Origin of the sequence: Acidiphilium sp. JA12-A1, from assembly GCF_000724705.2 — a bacterium.
Taxonomy (GTDB): domain Bacteria; phylum Pseudomonadota; class Alphaproteobacteria; order Acetobacterales; family Acetobacteraceae; genus Acidiphilium; species Acidiphilium multivorum.
In genome coordinates this window covers 1-17,362 of record NZ_JFHO01000055.1, presented here as the reverse complement: position 1 = coordinate 17,362, position 17,362 = coordinate 1, and the positions used below count along the sequence as shown (strand labels likewise).

Annotated in this window: 16 protein-coding genes; 9 read left to right on the top strand and 7 right to left on the bottom strand. The window is 70.9% G+C overall.

Translation table 11 applies throughout. The features are described from left to right. Positions 1-44 precede the first annotated feature (44 nt). Positions 45-455: a DUF4168 domain-containing protein gene (locus RT91_RS10795; protein WP_035187236.1), complete on the top strand. Its 411-nt coding sequence runs from the start codon at positions 45-47 to the stop codon at positions 453-455. On the opposite strand, the gene RT91_RS10790 is transcribed toward RT91_RS10795, so the two are convergent. After that, positions 456-800 (bottom strand): YbjQ family protein, encoded by a 345-nt coding sequence (locus RT91_RS10790; protein ID WP_011942465.1) that lies wholly within the window; start codon positions 798-800, stop codon positions 456-458. An 81-nt stretch (positions 801-881) separates the two neighbouring features. Here RT91_RS10790 and RT91_RS10785 point away from each other — a divergent pair, with 81 nt between their 5' ends. Next, positions 882-1,775, top strand: coding sequence for an N-formylglutamate amidohydrolase (locus RT91_RS10785; RefSeq protein ID WP_011942464.1), 894 nt, complete (start codon positions 882-884; stop codon positions 1,773-1,775). A gap of 2 nt (positions 1,776-1,777) precedes the next feature. Then, entirely contained in the window at positions 1,778-2,557 is a 780-nt protein-coding gene (gene hutC, locus RT91_RS10780) for a histidine utilization repressor (protein WP_035187235.1), read from the top strand. On the opposite strand, the gene hutU is transcribed toward hutC, so the two are convergent. Genes hutU through hutI form a run of 4 tightly spaced genes read right to left on the bottom strand, consistent with a single transcriptional unit; the run spans position 2,547 to position 7,781 of the window. Next, positions 2,547-4,217, bottom strand: a complete 1,671-nt coding sequence (gene hutU, locus RT91_RS10775) for a urocanate hydratase (protein WP_035187252.1) — start codon at positions 4,215-4,217, stop codon at positions 2,547-2,549. The genes hutC and hutU overlap by 11 nt on opposite strands. Positions 4,218-4,222: 5 nt before the next feature. Further along, complete coding sequence (gene hutG / locus RT91_RS10770; RefSeq protein ID WP_035187233.1) at positions 4,223-5,056, bottom strand: N-formylglutamate deformylase; 834 nt, start codon at positions 5,054-5,056, stop codon at positions 4,223-4,225. Beyond that, the gene (gene hutH, locus RT91_RS10765) at positions 5,053-6,579 is read right to left on the bottom strand and encodes a histidine ammonia-lyase (RefSeq protein WP_035187232.1); all 1,527 of its coding nucleotides are present in this window, start codon (positions 6,577-6,579) and stop codon (positions 5,053-5,055) included. Before hutH ends, hutG begins: the two co-directional genes overlap by 4 nt. Further along, positions 6,576-7,781 (bottom strand): imidazolonepropionase, encoded by a 1,206-nt coding sequence (gene hutI / locus RT91_RS10760; protein WP_035187230.1) that lies wholly within the window; start codon positions 7,779-7,781, stop codon positions 6,576-6,578. Before hutI ends, hutH begins: the two co-directional genes overlap by 4 nt. Positions 7,782-7,863: 82 nt before the next feature. Between hutI and RT91_RS10755 the strand changes: the two genes are divergently transcribed. Beyond that, the gene (locus RT91_RS10755; RefSeq protein WP_035187228.1) at positions 7,864-9,234 is read left to right on the top strand and encodes a formimidoylglutamate deiminase; all 1,371 of its coding nucleotides are present in this window, start codon (positions 7,864-7,866) and stop codon (positions 9,232-9,234) included. A 16-nt stretch (positions 9,235-9,250) separates the two neighbouring features. Here the strand turns inward: RT91_RS10755 and RT91_RS10750 are convergent, their stop codons facing one another. Further along, positions 9,251-11,209, bottom strand: a complete 1,959-nt coding sequence (locus RT91_RS10750) for a sigma-54-dependent Fis family transcriptional regulator (protein WP_035187225.1) — start codon at positions 11,207-11,209, stop codon at positions 9,251-9,253. Positions 11,210-11,505: 296 nt separating this feature from the next. On the opposite strand from RT91_RS10750, the gene adh reads away from it, so the two are divergent. The 5 genes from adh (at position 11,506) to RT91_RS10725 (ending at position 16,479) form a co-directional block, all read left to right on the top strand. Continuing rightward, the gene (gene adh, locus RT91_RS10745) at positions 11,506-13,038 is read left to right on the top strand and encodes an aldehyde dehydrogenase (protein ID WP_007423109.1); all 1,533 of its coding nucleotides are present in this window, start codon (positions 11,506-11,508) and stop codon (positions 13,036-13,038) included. 2 nt (positions 13,039-13,040) lie between these two features. Beyond that, positions 13,041-13,430, top strand: coding sequence for a DUF779 domain-containing protein (locus tag RT91_RS10740; RefSeq protein ID WP_007423110.1), 390 nt, complete (start codon positions 13,041-13,043; stop codon positions 13,428-13,430). Between the two features lie 62 nt (positions 13,431-13,492). Further along, positions 13,493-15,205, top strand: a complete 1,713-nt coding sequence (locus tag RT91_RS10735; protein ID WP_007423111.1) for a methanol/ethanol family PQQ-dependent dehydrogenase — start codon at positions 13,493-13,495, stop codon at positions 15,203-15,205. Continuing rightward, a complete protein-coding gene (locus RT91_RS10730) occupies positions 15,198-15,986 on the top strand; it encodes a transporter substrate-binding domain-containing protein (RefSeq protein ID WP_007423112.1) in 789 nt (262 codons plus the stop codon). Before RT91_RS10735 ends, RT91_RS10730 begins: the two co-directional genes overlap by 8 nt. A 52-nt stretch (positions 15,987-16,038) precedes the next feature. Continuing rightward, positions 16,039-16,479, top strand: a complete 441-nt coding sequence (locus tag RT91_RS10725) for a c-type cytochrome (protein ID WP_011942454.1) — start codon at positions 16,039-16,041, stop codon at positions 16,477-16,479. Positions 16,480-16,763: 284 nt separating this feature from the next. Here RT91_RS10725 and RT91_RS10720 read toward each other — a convergent pair. Continuing rightward, a partial coding sequence (locus tag RT91_RS10720) for a transposase (RefSeq protein WP_035187250.1) occupies positions 16,764-17,362 on the bottom strand: 599 nt, incomplete at its 5' end.

The following is a 17,362-nucleotide window of genomic DNA, read 5'->3' as shown; positions in this document are numbered from 1 at the left end:
GCTCGCGGCCGCTCCCCGGCCGTCCAGTACAGGAGGTCATGCCCATGACAGACCGAACCCTTTTCCGCGCCAGCGCCGTTGCCCTGATCGCCGCCGCGATGGCGAGCGCGCCGGCTTTGGCGGCGACCGGCAGCCCCGCCGCCGCCGCGCCCGCGCCCGCCACCGGGTCGATGTCCGCGGCGCCGTCCGCATCGCCGCAAACCATCGCCAGGGCCGGCAAGGCCCTGCACCAGGTGCTCGAGATCAACCACAGCTACGGCGCGAAGCTCGCCCACACGACCGATCCCGCCGGCAAGCAGCGCCTGATCGCCTCGGCCAAGGACAAGGCCACCACCGCCATCACCGCGCAGGGCCTCACCGTGCGGCAATACGACCAGGTGCTGGCCGAGGCCCGGCAGAACCCGGCCCTGCGCGCCCGGCTCTTCGCCGCCGCCGGCCTGCCGGCGCAGAAATGATCACATGACCGCTTCGAGGATCACCGCCGTCCCATAGGCGGTGACCTCGTTCATCGCCTGGCCCTGGCCGGCGTCGAACTCCCCGGAATCGAACCGCATCCCGATCACCGCATTGGCGCCGAGCGAGGCGGCATGCGCCTTCAGCGCGGCGATCGCCTCGTCCCGCGTCTGGTTGACCATGGCGATGTAGCCCTCCTGCGAACCGCCGAAAATCGCGCGGATGCCGCCGAGCATGTTGCCCACGATGGTCCGGCTGCGGATCGAGGTGCCATAGACCGGGCCGACCACCCGGGCGATCCTGGCATTGGCCACCTCGTTGACGGTGACGACGAGAATTTCGTTCATGGCCTGGGTCCGTTCCTGCCTGTCCAACCGCGCGTTCATATCATTGACCGGGCGCGGCCGCATCGGCTTTATGATTTTGTCATGGATCTGGTTCCCCCGCGCCCCGAACAAGACGCCGCCGCCTGCGCCGACGGGGAGCTGCCCCCCTGCGTCCTCACCCGCCCGCCGCGCCAGTCCGCCCCGGTCGTGGTCGCCTCGCCGCATTCCGGCCGCGCCTACGCGCCGGATTTCCTCGCCCTCTCCCGGCTCGACGCCCGCGCCCTGCGCAAGAGCGAGGACGGCTTCGTCGACGAGCTGTGCGCCGGCGCCCCCGGCCTCGGCCTGCCGCTGCTCGCCGCCCGCTTCCCCCGCGCCTGGTGCGACGTCAACCGCGAGCCCTGGGAACTCGACCCCGCGATGTTCGAGGACGCCCTGCCGCCCTATGTGAACGCCACCAGCCCCCGCGTCGCCGCCGGCCTTGGCACCATCGCCCGCGTCGTCGCCTCCGGCGAGCCGATCTACCGCCGCAAGCTCCGCTTCGCCGAGGCGCAGGCGCGGATCGAGGCCTGCTGGCGCCCCTATCACGCCGCCCTGGCCGGGCTCATCGCCGAAACCCGCGCCGCCTTCGGCGCCTGCCTCCTGCTCGACATCCATTCGATGCCGCGCCCGCCCGGCCTGCCGCACGGCCACGGGCCGGACATCGTGGTGGGCGACCTGCACGGCGCCTCCTGCGCCCGCCCGGTCGTGCAGCTGGTCGAGCAGGCCCTGCGCGGCGAGGGCTTCGCGATCCGCCGCAACGATCCCTATGCCGGCGGCTACGTCACCCGCCACTACGGCCGCCCGCGCGAGCACGTCCACGTCGTGCAGATCGAGATCGCCCGCGCCCTCTACATGGACGAGGCGACGATGCTCCGCCTGCCCGGCTTCGCCGCGCTGCAGGCGAGCCTCACCCGCATCCTCGCGCGGGTCGCCGCCGCCGTGCCGGCGCTGGTCTGACCATGGCGCCCCCCGATCGCGAACCCGCCGCGCGGGTGCCGCTCTACGCCCGGGTGAAGGAGGCGATCGTCGAGCGCATCGCCAGCGGCCAGATCGGCCCCGGCGGCCGCCTGCCCTCCGAGCACGAGCTGATGGCCGAATTCGGCGTCTCGCGGATGACGGCGCATCGCGCCCTGCGCGAACTCTCCGCCGCCGGCCTCGTCGCCCGCGTGCAGGGCAGGGGCAGCTTCGCCGCGCCGCCGCGCCCGCGCCTCGAATGGCTCGAAATCCGCGACATCTCCGATGAGATCGTCGCCTCCGGCCACCGCCACCGCGTCCGCGTCCTCGCCCAGGAAGCCACCCGCGCCCGCGCCGACCAGGCGCTCGCCTTCGGCCTGCGCCCCGGCGCGCGCATCTTCCACGCCACCCTGCTGCATTACGAGGACGACGTGCCGGTGCAGATCGAGGACCGGCTGGTCTCGCCCCGCTTCGCCCCGGATTTCCTCGAACAGGATTTCACGAAGGAGACCGTCGCCGCCTATCTCCTCCGCCTCGGCCCGGCGACCGAGACCGAGCACGTCGTCTACGCGACCACGCCCTCGCCCGAGATCCGCGCCCTGCTCGAGATCGGGCGCGACGAGGAGCAGGCCTGCCTCGTCGTCCTCCGCCGCACCTGGAGCGGCGGGCTTCCCGCCACCCAGACCGAGTTCATCCACCCCGGCGCCCGCTACGCGCTCGGCACCCGCTCCTCGATGGGCGACCGGCCGGACGGCCCGGCCGCCCCCCTGAACCTCAGCCGGTGATCCCCGGCAGGTTCAGCCCGTTCTCCCGCGCGCAGTCGATGGCGATGTCGTAGCCGGCATCGGCATGGCGCATCACCCCGGTCGCCGGGTCGTTCCACAGCACCCGCTCCAGCCGCTTCGCCGCCGCCTCGGTGCCGTCGGCGACGATCACCATCCCCGCATGCTGCGAATACCCCATCCCGACCCCGCCGCCATGATGCAGCGAGACCCAGGTCGCCCCCGAGGCGCAGTTGAGCAGCGCGTTGAGCAGCGGCCAGTCCGACACCGCGTCCGACCCGTCGCGCATCGCCTCGGTCTCGCGGTTGGGGCTGGCGACCGAGCCGGAATCGAGATGGTCCCGCCCGATCACCACCGGCGCCGACAGCTCGCCCCGCGCCACCATCTCGTTGAAGGCGAGGCCGAGCCGGTGCCGCTGCCCGAGCCCCACCCAGCAGATCCGCGCCGGCAGGCCCTGGAAGGCGATCCGCTCGCGCGCCATGTCGAGCCAGTGATGCAGATGCGGATCGTCGGGGATCAGCTCCTTCACCTTCGCGTCCGTCCGGTAGATGTCCTCGGGGTCGCCCGACAGCGCCGCCCAGCGGAACGGCCCGATCCCCCGGCAGAACAGCGGCCGGATATAGGCCGGCACGAAGCCCGGAAAGTCGAACGCGTCGGCCACCCCCATCTCCTGCGCCATGGCGCGGATGTTGTTGCCGTAGTCGAGTACCGGAATTCCCATCCGCCAGAAATCGAGCATCGCCCGCACCTGCCCGGCCATCGACCGCTTCGCCGCCAGCGCCACCGCCTCGGGGTCGCGCTCGCGCATCGCCGCCCAGTGCTCCAGCGTCCATCCCGCCGGCAGGTAGCCGTTCACCGGATCATGCGCCGAGGTCTGGTCGGTCACGATATCCGGGCGGATGCCGCGGCGGACGAGTTCGGGAAACACCTCCGCGGCATTGCCGAGCAGCCCGATCGAGACCGGCTTTCCGTCGCGCTTCGCCGCCTCCAGCATCGCCAGCGCCTCGTCGAGCGTGTCGGCCCGGCGGTCGAGATAGCGCGTGCGCAGCCGCATCTCGATGCGCGAGGGCGTGCACTCCACCGCGATCATCGAGGCCCCGGCCATCGTCGCCGCCAGCGGCTGCGCCCCGCCCATGCCGCCAAGTCCGCCGGTCAGGATCCACCGCCCGGCGAGATCGCCGCCGTAATGCTGCCGCCCGGCCTCGACGAAGGTCTCATACGTACCCTGCACGATGCCCTGCGAGCCGATATAGATCCACGACCCCGCCGTCATCTGGCCGTACATCATCAGGCCCTTGCGATCGAGTTCGTGGAAATGCTGCCAGTTCGCCCAGTTCGGCACCAGGTTGGAATTGGCGATCAGCACGCGCGGCGCGTCCGCATGGGTGCGGAACACGCCGACCGGCTTGCCCGACTGCACCAGCAGCGTCTCCTCCGGCCCGAGATCGCGCAGCGCGCCGAGAATGCGGTCGAAACTCTCCCAGTCCCGCGCCGCCCGGCCGATCCCGCCATAGACGACGAGTTCCTCCGGCCGCTCCGCGACGTCGGGGTCGAGATTGTTCATCAGCATCCGCAGCGGCGCCTCGGTCAGCCAGGACCGGGCGCTGAGGTCGTTGCCATGCGGCGCGCGGATCGTCCGCGCATTGTCGAGACGACGATTCATCCTGTTCATTCCTTCGAGTTCGCGAAATCGATGCAGTCGCGCAAAATCCCCTCCAGCACGCCACGCAGCGTCGCCGCCCGCGCCGGATCGTACGGCGCCGGCCAGTTCGCCGCACTGGGCGCTGACGGCTCCTCCATGTAGCCGCGGCAGGCGAGTTCCATCTGCACCGCATGCACGCCTTCGGCCGGCGCGCCGTGATGCCGCGTGATCCAGCCGCCGACAAACCGCCCGTTAGAAACGTGGCTGAACCCCGCCTCGGCGCAACGTCCGGCGATCCGCGCCGCAAGTCGCGGATCGGCCGCCCGCCCGCGATCGGTGCCGATATTGCAGACCGGCAGCTCGCCCTCGAACAGTCGCGGAATCACCGAGCGGATCGAGTGGCAGTCATACAGCACGACGCGCCCGTGCAGCGCCCGCAGCCGCGCGATCTCGCCCGCGATAACATCGTGATAGGGATCGTGATACGCCTGCCGGCGCCTCGCGATTTCCGCCTCGTCCGGCTCCCGCCCGTCGCGATAGAGCGGCGCGCCGTCGAAATCCGTGGTCGGGCACAGCCCCGTCGTCGCCTGCCCCGGATAGAGCGAGGCGCCGGACGGATCGCGGTTGACGTCGATCACGCTGCGCGAGATCCGCGTGCGGATCACCGTCGCATCGAGCCCGGGCGCGAAATCGTAGAGCCGGTCGATCCACCAGTCCGCATCCCGCAGCGCCTGCCAGGACGAGACGAAATCCCCCGCCAGCGCCTCGGGAATTTCGGTCCCCGTATGCGGAATGCTGACCAGCAGCGGTGCGGCACCCCGCCGCAGCTCGATGAACGGGGCAGGGGAGGGGGCGCTCACGCGTCGAGCTCCGGCAGCGCGTCGCATCCCGCCGCCCGCTCGGCGGCGCCGCTCTCGATCAGCGCCCGCGCCCGCGCGATGTCCGGCGCCATCAGCCGGTCCTCGTCGAGCACCGGCACGCTCTCCCGCAGCACCGCGTGCATCCGCCCGAGCGGCGCGCTGGTCGCGAGCGGGGCGAGCAGGTCGATCCCCTGCGCCGCCATCAGATACTCGATCGCCAGGACATGCGAGAGATTGTCGGCCATTCTCAGCAGCCGCATCGCCCCGTGCGTCGCCATCGAGACATGGTCCTCCTGGTTGGCCGAGGTCGGGATGGAATCCACGCTGGCCGGATGCGCCAGCATCCGGTTCTCCGCGACCAGCGCCGCCGCGGTCACCTGCGGAATCATGTAGCCCGAATTCAGCCCCGGCGCGCGGGTCAGGAAGGCCGGCAGGCCCGAATGCGCCGGATCGACCAGCAGCGCGATCCGCCGCTCCGCCAGCGACCCCGCCTCGGCGATCGCCAGCGCGATCTGGTCGGCGGCGAAGGCGACGTATTCGGCGTGGAAATTGCCGCCCGAAATCACCTCGCCGGTCTCGGCGAACACCAGCGGATTGTCCGACACGCCATTGGCCTCGGTCGCCAGCGTCCGCCCCGCCTGGCCGAGCAGGTCGAACACCGCGCCCATCACCTGCGGCTGGCAGCGCAGCGAATACGGGTCCTGCACGCGCGGATCGCCGATCCGGTGCGAGTCGCGAATCCCGCTTCCCGCCAGCAGCGTCCGCAGCGCCGCCGCCACCGCCATCTGCCCCGCATGTCCGCGCAGCGCGTGGATGCGCGGATCGAACGGCGCGTCGGACCCCCGCGCCGCATCCGTCGTCAGCGCCCCGGTCAGCAGCGCCGCGCGGCACAGGCGCTCGGCGCGGAACAGCCCGGTCAGCGCGATCGCGGTCGAAACCTGCGTGCCGTTCAGCAGCGCCAGCCCCTCCTTCGGGCCGAGCACCAGCGGCGCCATCCCCGCCCGGCCGAGCGCCGCCGCGGCATCCTCCCGCCCCGCCGCGCCCAGCACCTCGCCGATGCCGAGCAGCGCGCAGGTCATGTGCGCGAGCGGCGCGAGATCGCCGGAGGCGCCGACCGAGCCCTGCGCCGGAATCACCGGCAGGATGTCATGATCGAGCAAGCCCTGCAGCGCCTCGATCGTCTCCCACCGCACGCCCGAGGCCCCGCGCGCCAGGCTCGCGAGCTTCAGCGCGATCACCATCCGCACGATCGGCGCCGGCAGCGCCTCGCCCACCCCCGCCGCGTGCGACAGCACGAGATTGCGCTGCAAGGTGGCGAGATCCGCCGGCTCGATCCGCGTCGAGGCGAGGCGCCCGAACCCGGTATTGATGCCGTAGACCGCCTCGTCCCTCTCCAGGATCGCGGCGACGCATCCCGCCGCCGCCTCCACCGCCGCGCGGCATCCCGCATCCAGCCGCGCCGCGTCGCCCTCCTGCACCGCCCGCCAGTCGGCGAGCCGCATCGTCCCCGGTGAAATGATCACGCATCAACTCCTTTCAGAACGCGCCGCTCCAGCGGCGCCGGCCCGACCCAGGCGAGAACCTGGTCGAGGCTGTCCACACTCCAGATCGCGAGGTCGCACGACCGCCCTGCGTCGATCGCGCCGCATTCGCCGCCGAGCCCGAGCGCATCGGCGGCATGGCGGGTGATGCCGAGCCAGGCTTCCTCGAAAGAAAGGCCGAAGAACACGCAGGCCATCTGCGCCGAAAGCCGCAGCGAGGCGATCGGCGAGGTGCCCGGATTGCAGTCGGTCGCCACCGCCATCCGGCATCCCGCCGCGCGCATCGCCGCGACATCCGGCCGCTTCGCCTCGCGCAGCACGTAATAGGCGCCGGGCAGCAGCACCGCGACGCTGCCCGCCCGCGCCATCGCCGCGATTCCCTCGGCCGAGGCATATTCCAGATGATCGGCCGACAGCGCGCCGAACCGCGCCGCCAGCGCCGCCCCGCCGCCCTCGGCGCGCTGGTCGGCGTGCAGCTTCACCGCCAGCCCCGCCGCCCGCGCCGCGGCGAACACCGCCGCAACCTCCCCGGCGCCGAAGGCGATCTCCTCGCAGAACGCATCGACCGCATCCGCCAGCCCCGCCTCGGCGATCGCCGGAATCATCCGCCGGCACACGAGATCGAGATAGGCGGTCCGGTCCATCTCCGGCGGCATCGTGTGGGCGCCGAGATAGGTGGTGGCGACGCGGAACCGCCCCGCCCGGCCGATCGCGCGCGCCGCGCGCAGCATCGCGAGTTCCGTCGCCTCGTCGAGCCCGTAGCCCGACTTGATCTCGACCGTCGTCACCCCCTCGGCCGCCCAGGCGTCCAGCCGCGCCTCGGCGCCCGCCCGCATCGCCGCCTCGTCCAGCGCCCTCGTCGCCCGCATCGTCGCGCGGATGCCGCCGCCTTCGCGGGCGATGCTCTCATAGCTCTCGCCGGCGAGCCGCCGCGCGAACTCGCCCGAGCGGTCGCCGCCGAAAATCAGGTGGGTGTGGCAATCGACCAGCCCCGGCGTGATCCAGCGCCCGGCGCAGTCGATTGTCTCCGCCGCTTCCAGCGCCGGCATCTCCGCCTCCGGCCCGGCCCAGACGATCCGTCCGTCCCGGCTCGCCACCGCGCCGCCCTCGACCACCCCGAGCCCGGGGCGGTCCGGCGCGCAGGTCGCCAGTCGCGCATTCCGCCACAGCCGGTCGCATCGCATGATACCCTCCTGACAACGCCGAACAAAATGTATATACAACTAGCCGAACGACGATGGCAACCCATTCCCGAAAGGACCGACCATGCGGCGACTCTGGCTCGAACAGGCTTTTCTCCCCGAAGGATGGGCGTCCGGCGTCGCGCTCGACATCGACGGGTCCGGCCGCATCGCCGGCCTCGCCGCGAATGCCCCGCCGGCCGATCGCGAAACCGTCCCCGGCTGCGTGCTGCCCGGCCTGCCCAACCTGCACAGCCACGGCTTCCAGCGGGCGATGTCCGCGCTCGCCCAGCGCCGCCGCGCCGCCGCCGAGGATTTCTGGTCCTGGCGCGGCGTGATGTACCGCACCGCCCTCGCGCTGCCGCCGGACGACATCGCCGCCGTCACCGCCATGGCCTTCATGGAAATGCTCGAGCGCGGCTTCACCGCGGTCGCCGAATTCCATTACCTGCACAACGATTCCGCCGGCGCCCCCTATGCCGATCCCGCCGAGCTCGCCACGCGGGTGATCGAGGCGGCGGCGCAAACCGGCATCGGCCTCACCCTGCTGCCGGTGCTCTACAGCGCCGCCGGCCCCAACCGCCCGCCCGAGCCGGGCCAGCGCCGCTTCATCACCGATCTCGACGGGTTTCTCCGCCTGCACGCGGCCACGGCGGAACGGCTGCGCGCCCTGCCGGGCGCCGTGCTCGGCGCCGCGCCGCACTCGCTGCGCGCCGCCCGCGCCGCCGATGTCGCCGCCCTGTCCGGCCTGCTTCCCGAAGGCCCGCTCCACATCCACGCCGCCGAGCAGACCGGCGAGGTCGCCGAGGTCGAGGCCGCGCTCGGCGCCCGCCCGGTCGAATTCCTGCTCCGCGAGGCGGGGGTCGACGCCCGCTGGTGCCTGATCCACGCCACCCACATGACGGCCGAGGAAACCGCCGGCCTCGCCCGCGCCGGCGCCGTCGCCGGCCTCTGCCCGATCACCGAGGCCGATCTCGGCGACGGCATCTTCAATGGAAACACCTTCATCGATGCCGGCGGGCGTTTCGGCGTCGGCACCGATTCCAATGTCGCGATCGAGGCCCCCGCCGAGCTGCGCCAGCTCGAATGGAGCCAGCGCCTGCGCGATCGTCGCCGCCTCGTCCTCGCCGACCCGGCGCGCGACGGCGGCTCGACCGGCGCCGCCCTCTACCGCGCGGCCCTCGCCGGCGGCGCGCAGGCCCTGGCCCAGCCCATCGGCGCCATCGCCCCCGGCTGCCGCGCCGATCTCGTCTCGCTCCGCCGCGCCGGCACCGACCTCGCCGCGCTCTCCGCCGAAACCCGGCTCGATCACTACATCTTCGCCGGCGGCGCGCGGCTGGTCGACCGTGTCTACGTCGCCGGGCGCTGCCTTGTGCGCGAGGGCCGGCACGATGCCCGCGCCGCCATCGAATCCCGCTTCGCCGCGGCCCTCCGCCGCCTGGAGGACGCGCTCTGAACTTGTATGTACAATCTCAGCCCGGCTGGCCGCCATCCTCGCGGATCAGCGCCAGCCGGCGATAGAGCGTGTTGCGGCTGATCCCGAGCCGCCGCGCCGCCCGGCTCATGTTGCCGCCCGCCGCCTCGATCGCCTGCAGGATCAGCTGGTCCGCCCCCTCCCGCAGCGACGCCGCCGGCACGGCTGGCGCTGCCGCCGCCGCCGCCACCGGCGCGTCCGCCTTCGCCGGCCGGGCGCCGCCGCGCAGTTCCTCGGCGATATCGTCCGGCAGGTGCTCCCAGCCGATCTCCGTCTCGTCCGCCTCGCACATCGACTGGCCGATCCGCAGCACATTGGCGAGCTGGCGGATATTGCCCGGCCAGTCATGCGCCCGGAACGCCGCCATCAGCCCGGGGGCGACGCCGCGCACCGTCTCCCCCGCCGCGTCGAGCCGCAGGATGCGCTCGACCAGCGCATCGAGGTCGGTGCGCCGGCGCAGCGGCGGCAGGGCGACGCCGAGCCCGTTGATCCGGTAGAACAGGTCGGCGCGGAACCGCCCCTCGGCCACCGCCCGGCGCAGGTCGCAGTTGGTCGCGCAGATCAGCGCGAAATCCACCGGCGCCGGCCGCCCGCCGAGCGGGGTCACCACCCGCTCCTCCAGCACCCGCAGCAGCCGGGTCTGCATCGCCAGCGGCATGTCGCCGATCTCGTCGAGGAACAGCACGCCGTCCGCCGCCTCGCGGATGCGCCCCGGCGCGCCCTCGCGCCGCGCTCCGGTAAAGGCGCCGGGCGCGTAGCCGAACAGCTCCGCCTCGATCATCGTCTCCGGCAGCGCCGCGCAGTTGACGGCGACGAACGGCCCGCCCCGCCGCGGCCCCGCGGCGTGGATCGCCCGCGCCATCACGTCCTTGCCCACCCCGGTCTCGCCATGGATCAGGATCGGGATCGCCCGCCCCAGCGCCCGCCGCACCTGGCCGATCGCCCGCGCCACCAGCGGATCGCCGGTCTCCAGCGCCGCCAGCGCGTCGGTCGGCCAGATCGTCCTCGGCCGCGCCGGCCGCGCCGCCCGCGGCATGTCGACGCGCAGGAACACCCGTCCGCCGCCCGGCGGCCGCAGCTCCAGCGGCTCGCCGCCGCCGCGCCGCTCGCGCGCCAGCAGCGCCTCCACCGTCTCCTCGAACACCTCCACCGCCGACACCTGGCCAAGATCCTCGCGCCGCAGGCCGAGCATCTGCATCGCCGCCCCGTTCGCCCCGCGCAGCGTGCCGTCCGCCCCGAACGCCACCACCCCCTCGGCCAGCGTCCCCACCCCCTGGCGCGAGGCATGGAAGCGCAGCTTCACGTCACGCAGATGTGACATCTCGAACATCCGGTTCTCGATCATCTGCGCCGCCGCCCGCACCAGGCCGAACGTGTGCGGATGATAGACCCGCTGGTCGCAGGAAATGTCGATCACGCCGAGCAGCTCGCCGGTCGAGGCGGTGAGGGGGGCGGCGGCGCAGGCGAGGAAATTGTTCCGCTCTAGGAAATGCTCCGCGCCGTGGACGACGACCGGCGCCGCCTCGATCAGCGCGGTGCCGACGGCGTTGGTCCCGCGATCCGTCTCCGCCCAGCTCGCCCCCGGCTGCAGCGCCACCCGCGCCGCCCGCCCGCTGAAGCCGGGATCGCCCACCGCGTCGAGCAGGAAGCCGTTGCAGTCCGACAGCAGCACGATGCAGCCGGAATCGCGGATCTGCCCGTAGAGATATTCGATGATCGGCCGCGCCCGCAGCGCGAGGTCGGAAACCCGCTCCTGTGCCGCGCGCAGCTCGGCGCCGCAGAGATGCGGGGCCTCTCCCGCCGCGCGGTCGGGCGCGAGCCCGGCGCTGACGCAGCGCTGCCACGACCGCGCGAGCAGCGGGCTCGGCGCCGCCCCTGGCAGCCCGGCGGAGAGCCGCTCCTTGCCGGCCCGCAACCGCGCGGACCTGTCGTCGTGATGTGTGGAAAGATGGTCCATGGGCGTAGTCCGTCCTGCGTTTCCTCGATCGTCGCGGCGCGCTCCTGCTGGCGGCCGTCGTCATGTTTGCCTGACACTATGCCCCGTCGTCCCGCCATGCAACGGAACAATACGAAACGTCCCGTTTTGGGACAGTGTCCCCGATCGGGACGTCCCGCCTGTCCCGCGCCCGGCGCGCCCGGCACGCCGGCGGGCGGATTCGGCCGCGTCCCGGCCTTGGCACGGCGCTTGCAGTCCTCCCTGGCGAAGCAACCAGCGCGGCCCGGAACGTCGGGCCGCAGGACGGAGGAAGACCAATGCCCGACGGCGCCATTCGCCCCTCGCCCGGAACCGCACCCGGCGGATTCACCTTCAAGCCCCGCTACGACAATTTCATCGGCGGCCGCTTCGTCGCCCCGGCCGAGGGCCGCTACTTCGCCAACGTCACCCCGGTGACCGGCCACGCCTTCACCGAGGTCGCCCGGTCGAGCGAGGTCGATATCGAGCACGCGCTCGACGCCGCCCACGCCGCCGCCGAGTCCTGGGGCCGCACCGCCCCGGCCGAGCGCGCCCTGATGCTCAACCGCATCGCCGACCGGATGGAGGAAAACCTCGCCCTCCTCGCCTATGTCGAGACGGTCGACAACGGCAAGCCGATCCGCGAGACCACCGCGGCCGACATTCCGCTCGCCATCGACCATTTCCGCTATTTCGCGAGCTGCATCCGCGCCCAGGAAGGCACGCTCTCGGAAATCGACCACAACACCGTGGCCTACCACTTCCACGAGCCGCTCGGCGTCGTCGGCCAGATCATCCCCTGGAACTTCCCGATCCTGATGGCGGCCTGGAAGCTCGCCCCGGCGCTGGCGGCGGGCAACTGCGTCGTCCTCAAGCCGGCCGAGCAGACCCCGGTCAGCATCCTCGTCCTCGCCGAGCTGATCGCCGACCTGCTGCCGCCCGGCGTGCTCAACATCGTCAACGGTTTCGGCCTCGAGGCCGGCAAGCCGCTCGCCTCCTCCAGCCGCATCGCCAAGATCGCCTTCACCGGCGAGACCACGACCGGCCGGCTGATCATGCAATATGCCAGCCACAACCTGATCCCGGTCACGCTGGAGCTCGGCGGCAAGTCGCCCAACATCTTCTTCGCCGACGTCGCCGCCGAGGATGACGACTTCCTCGACAAGGCGCTGGAAGGCTTCGCGATGTTCGCGCTCAATCAGGGCGAGGTCTGCACCTGCCCGTCGCGCGCGCTGATCCATGAAAGCCTCTACGACCGCTTCATGGAGCGCGCCGTCCCCCGCGTGCAGGCGATCCGCCAGGGCAGCCCGCTGGATGCGGCGACGATGGTCGGCGCCCAGGCCTCCAGCGAGCAGGTCGAGAAGATCCTCTCCTATCTCGACATCGGCCGCCAGGAAGGAGCGGAAGTGCTCACCGGCGGCGGCCGCGCCGCGCTCGGCGGCGAGCTCGCGGACGGGTTCTACGTCCAGCCCACCATCTTCCGCGGCCACAACCGGATGCGGATCTTCCAGGAGGAAATCTTCGGCCCCGTCGTCTCGGTGACGACCTTCAAGGACGAGGCCGAGGCGCTCGCCATCGCCAACGACACGCTCTACGGCCTCGGCGCCGGTGTCTGGACGCGCGATGCCAACCGCGCCTATCGCTTCGGCCGCGGCATCAAGGCCGGCCGCGTCTGGACCAACTGTTATCACCTCTACCCGGCGCACGCGGCGTTCGGCGGCTACAAGCAGTCCGGCATCGGCCGCGAGACGCACCGGATGATGCTCGACCACTACCAGCAGACCAAGAACATGCTGGTTAGTTACGACCCGAAGAAGCTCGGCTTCTTCTGACCATGACGGGACCGGGCTCCATCCCGCGCGTGACCGCGACGCCATCGGCCCTCGCGCTGATCGCCGAGCTGACGGCGCGTCACGGCCCGGTCCTGTTCCACCAGTCGGGCGGCTGCTGCGACGGTTCGGCGCCGATGTGCTACCCGCAGGCGGATTTCGTCGTTTCCCCTGACGATATCTGCCTCGGTGCCATCGGCGGCGCGCCGTTCCACATCAGCGCGTCGCAGTTCGAGTACTGGCGTCACACCCAGCTCGTCATCGACGTCGTCGAGGGGATCGGCGGCATGTTCTCGCTCGACAACGGCACCGGGCTGCGCTTTCATGTGCGCTCGCGGCTGTTCTCCGGAGAGGAAGCCGCGATGCTCGCCGCCGCCCGGGCTCCCCTAACCTGACGGCGCACCAAACCGCCGCTCTTTGATCCTGACAACACCAGAAACCTCTTAGGGAGATCTTCATGAAGTCCAGATTTGCCAGAACCGGAACCGCGCTGATCGGCGCCCTCGCCGGCACGCTGCTCGCCGCCGGCGCCGCCTCGGCGCAGCCCGCCTACCCGAGCGTTACCCAGGCCCGGCTCGACAACGCCGCCGCCTCGAAGGGCTGGCTGATGTTCAACCGCAGCTACGCCGGCGACGACTACGCGCCGTTTGCGCAGATCAACACGAAGAACGTCGCCTCGCTGAAACCCGCCTGGTCATCGGCGAAAATCGACATCCCCAACGGCTTCGAAGGCACGCCCATCGTCAATGGCGACTACATGTTCGCCACCACCCCGCTCGACCATCTCATCGCCTTCAACGCGAAGACGGGCCAGAAACTCTGGGAATACGACTACGACCTGCCGAAGACCGCGCTGAAGACGGTCTGCTGCGACGTGAACAACCGCGGCGTCGCCGTCTACGGCAACGAAGTGTTCATGGGCACGCTCGACAATCACGTCCTCGCCTTAGATGCGACGACCGGCAAGGTGCTGTGGAACGTCGCGCTCGAGAAGCCGGGCATCGGCTACTCGATCTCCGAGGCCCCGATGATCGTCGACGGCAAGGTGATCATCGGCTCCGGCGGCGGCGAATACGGCGCCCGCGGCTTCATCGTCGGGCTCGACGCGCAGACCGGCAAGCTGCTCTGGAAGACCTACACGATTCCCTCGCCGAGCGAGCCCGGCGGCAAGACCTGGCCGGCCGGCGCCTACAAGCACGGCGGCGGCAGCCCGTGGATGACCGGCACCTACGATCCGAAGACCAAGCAGCTTTTCTGGGGTGTGGGCAATCCGGGCCCGTGGCTCGCCTCGATGCGCCCGGGCAACAACCTGTATTCGGACAGCGTCATCGCGATCGATCCCAATACCGGCGCCATCAAGTGGCACTACCAGTACACCCGCAACGACACCTGGGACTATGACGGCGTGAACACCGCCCAGCTCGCCGACATCACCTACAAGGGCAAGCCCTACCACGCCCTGGTCGAGGCCAACCGCAACGGCTATTTCTACGCGATCAACCGCGAGACCGGGAAGCTGATCTACGCCGTGCCCTTCGTGCACGACACCTCGATCACCGGGATCAAGGACGGCCAGGCCGTCAACAACATGAAGCTGCGCCCCGCGCTCGACAAGCAGATCTTCACCTGCCCGAGCTTCCTCGGCGGCAAGAACTGGTGGCCCGGCGCGGTCGATCCCGCGACCAACATGGCCTATGTGCCGACGCTGCACGCCTGCATGACGATGAAGGGCGTTCCGGTCAGCTACGCCGCGGGCCTGCCCTATCTCGGCGAAACCTTCGAGATGAAGCCCGACCCCGCCTCGCCGCACCACATGGGCTCGATCCAGGCGATCGATCTGTCCACCGGCAAGCAGGTCTGGCAGCACCGCACGAAGGAGCCGTGGGACGGCGGCGCGATGGCGACCTCCGGCGGCCTCGTCTTCTCCGGCACGGCGGACGGCCATCTCTACGCCTTCGACGCCAAGACCGGAAAGATCCTGTGGAAGAGCCCCTATCTCGGCTCCGGCATCATCGCCAACCCGATGTCCTACGAGATCGACGGCAAGCAGTATGTCGCGGTCTGGTCGGGCTGGGGCGGCGTGTGGCCGCTGTGGTCGGGCAAGCTCGGCGCCTCGCTCGCCAAGGCGCCGCGCGGCGGCCAGCTCCATGTCTTCGCGCTCAATGGCTGAGCGCAGGCACCCCCGGCCGCTTCGGCGGCCGGGCCTTCTCCGCGCCGCGCTGGCCGGCATCGTGCTGGCGGCGTGCGGCATCGCCTCCGCCCGCGCCGCCGGCCCCACGGTCTGCATCGACCGCGCCAACCCGATGCAGCGTGTCGATCGCGCGCTCACCGCCGCCATCGGCCGGCTCGACGGCGTCGCCCCGCGCATCGTCAGCATCGACACGCGTGACGGCACCGATGCGCTGAATGCGAAGAAGCCGCGCTTCTTCAGCATGCTTGCCCGCCAGCGCTGCGACCTCGTGATGGGCTTCCCGGTCGAGACCGGCGATCCGGCGCTGCCGCCCGGCGTCGCCGCGACGCATCCCTATGTGAAGACCGGCTTCGTCATCGCCGGCGAAGCGCCGCCGCCCGCCTTCTCGCGCCTCGCCCCGGGCACGCAGGTTGGCGTCGTCTATCTCACCGTGCCGACGACCTATTTCGGCGCGGGGCCCGGCGCGCGCCTCGCCGAGCACCAGTATTCCACGCCCGCGCACGTGCTCGCCGCCCTCAAGCGGCACGAGATCGCCTATGCCCTGCTCTGGCAGCCGCTGCTCGAACAGGCCCTGGCGCGGGACGGAATGCACCTCCACCAGCGCCCGCTCCGCCAGCCGCACGCCAACTGGTCGGTCGTCGCCCTCTACGCGCCGACCGCCTCCGGCCGCGCCGCGGCCCGCCGCTTCGATGCGGCGCTCGCCCATCTCGCGAAGGACGGAACCCTTGCCCGTCTCGTCGCCCCCTACCATACCCCGTGACTCGCGGCGGGCAGGCTCGCCCGCCGGTTCACCCGCTGAAAGGATACCCCTGATGCTCCGACGCCTCTCCCGCACCCTGCGCCGCCCGGATGCGCGCCTGCTCGCCGGTCTCGCCGCGGCGGGTTTCTGCACCGCGATCGCCGCCGCCGCCCCGCTTCCCGCCCTCTACACCAAGGCCCAGGCCAAGGCCGGGCACGAGGCTTTCGAGACCCATTGCTCGATGTGCCACGGCAAGAACCTGCAGGGCATCAGCGGCCCCGCCCTGGTCGGCCAGGGCTTCGCCAGCGCCTCGAACAACTACACCGTCGCCGCGATCTTCGACGAGCTGTCGCAGCAGATGCCGGCCGGCGCCCCCGGCAGCCTGCCGCACAAGGACTATGCCGACATCATGGCCTTCATCCTGAGCAAGAACGGCTACCCCGCCGGCAAGACGGCGCTGACCTATTCCGCCGCCCAGTCCTCGACCGCGAAGCTGGTCTCCCAGGTGAAATGACTCGGGCCGCAAGCCGGCGGCCGGCCCCGCGCCGGCCGTCGGCGCGGCATCCCTTCATTTCTCGAAAATAACGACAAATCCCATAGAGCGTTACAGTCCGTCGCGTTATTTCGATATTTCGAGACTTACATGCACCGGTCTCCCGGACGGTCACCTTGTATTACAATTCTTAATCCCGGCAATATCATTTCCGATTTATTTATTGTCCGAATAGATGGCGGAAATGAACCGCCGACATTCGTCATTTTGCAATATTTCCGGGAAGACTCGAAATGCGTATCTGCTCAACCCGGTAGGGGGGCGATGGGCAGTGATGCTCCGGTGACGGCGTTTTTGATAGCGGTGTAGGCATCAAGGCCGTGCCGCGCGGCGGTCCCGACGACGGATCGGACGTTGGCGAAGAAATCGGCGCCCCAGTTGGATCGGAACCCTCCGGTGACCTTGCGATATGTCGCGGTAGGCCGGAGTTCGCGCTCGGAGCCGTTGTTGTCCGCGGCGATATCCGGGTGGTCGAGGAAGGTGAAGAGATGATCACGAACCTTGCCGTATCGTCGGCGCAATCGTCTGCCGTGGTGGTTGATCGGGGCGAGCGCCATGACGGCGTCGAGATCATGGTCGAGGCGCCGCCGCCAGGCGCGTCTTGTAGCGTCCGCGAGCGTGCGATGGCGCCGCGCCAGCACGACGGCGCGGAGCAGCAGGGCCTTCATTCTGGGTGCGAAGATCGTATCACCCGCCTCGATCGCGAATTTGCAGTCCCGGAGTTGGTGGGCGAGGCAAATCTGCCAGTCATCGGCATGACCGCGCTGGGCGCCATAGAGATCGGAGATCCAGATAGCGGGGCGATGGCCGTCCATTACCGTCCGCGACGACGTTGGCGCCCCGG

What these genes read in the sequence shown, in the direction of transcription:
- RT91_RS10795 (WP_035187236.1), top strand. Translation starts at nt 45, where the DNA reads ATGACAGACCGAACCCTTTTCCGCGCCAGCGCCGTTGCCCTGATCGCC.
- RT91_RS10790 (WP_011942465.1), bottom strand. Translation starts at nt 800, where the DNA reads ATGAACGAAATTCTCGTCGTCACCGTCAACGAGGTGGCCAATGCCAGG.
- RT91_RS10785 (WP_011942464.1), top strand. Translation starts at nt 882, where the DNA reads ATGGATCTGGTTCCCCCGCGCCCCGAACAAGACGCCGCCGCCTGCGCC.
- hutC (WP_035187235.1), top strand. Translation starts at nt 1,778, where the DNA reads ATGGCGCCCCCCGATCGCGAACCCGCCGCGCGGGTGCCGCTCTACGCC.
- hutU (WP_035187252.1), bottom strand. Translation starts at nt 4,217, where the DNA reads ATGAATCGTCGTCTCGACAATGCGCGGACGATCCGCGCGCCGCATGGC.
- hutI (WP_035187230.1), bottom strand. Translation starts at nt 7,781, where the DNA reads ATGCGATGCGACCGGCTGTGGCGGAATGCGCGACTGGCGACCTGCGCG.
- RT91_RS10755 (WP_035187228.1), top strand. Translation starts at nt 7,864, where the DNA reads ATGCGGCGACTCTGGCTCGAACAGGCTTTTCTCCCCGAAGGATGGGCG.
- RT91_RS10750 (WP_035187225.1), bottom strand. Translation starts at nt 11,209, where the DNA reads ATGGACCATCTTTCCACACATCACGACGACAGGTCCGCGCGGTTGCGG.
- adh (WP_007423109.1), top strand. Translation starts at nt 11,506, where the DNA reads ATGCCCGACGGCGCCATTCGCCCCTCGCCCGGAACCGCACCCGGCGGA.
- RT91_RS10740 (WP_007423110.1), top strand. Translation starts at nt 13,041, where the DNA reads ATGACGGGACCGGGCTCCATCCCGCGCGTGACCGCGACGCCATCGGCC.
- RT91_RS10735 (WP_007423111.1), top strand. Translation starts at nt 13,493, where the DNA reads ATGAAGTCCAGATTTGCCAGAACCGGAACCGCGCTGATCGGCGCCCTC.
- RT91_RS10730 (WP_007423112.1), top strand. Translation starts at nt 15,198, where the DNA reads ATGGCTGAGCGCAGGCACCCCCGGCCGCTTCGGCGGCCGGGCCTTCTC.
- RT91_RS10725 (WP_011942454.1), top strand. Translation starts at nt 16,039, where the DNA reads ATGCTCCGACGCCTCTCCCGCACCCTGCGCCGCCCGGATGCGCGCCTG.